Consider the following 370-nt stretch of genomic DNA (forward strand, 5'->3'; position numbering starts at 1 on the left):
GCTCATCGCGGACTTCCGGGACAAGGTGCAGGCGCTGATCGGCACGGTGAGCGAGACGGCGAACGGGCTCGACGAGACCGCCCGTACCCTGTCCGCCTCGGCCCAGGAAAGCGCCGAACGCGCCAGCGAGACCTCCGAGGCCAGCTCCGCCGCCACCGGCAGCGTCCAGACCGTGGCCAGCGCCGCCGAGGAGCTCTCCGCCTCCATCGCCGAGATCTCCCGCCAGGTCGGCCAGACCACCCAGGTCGTCGATCAGGCCACCCAGGGCACCCACTCCACCAACGAGAAGGTCGCAGGCCTGGCCGCCGCCGCCAACAAGATCGGCGAGGTCGTCTCGCTGATCCAGGCCATCGCCGAGCAGACCAACCTG

1 pseudogene is annotated in these 370 nt (G+C 70.8%); it reads left to right on the forward strand.

Going from position 1 to position 370, the window contains the following annotated elements:
* A pseudogene (locus MNI96_RS21795) lies at nt 1–370 on the forward strand (methyl-accepting chemotaxis protein); the annotation flags it as partial.

It is taken from the genome of Stappia sp. WLB 29 (assembly GCF_023507705.1).
GTDB lineage: Bacteria > Pseudomonadota > Alphaproteobacteria > Rhizobiales > Stappiaceae > Stappia.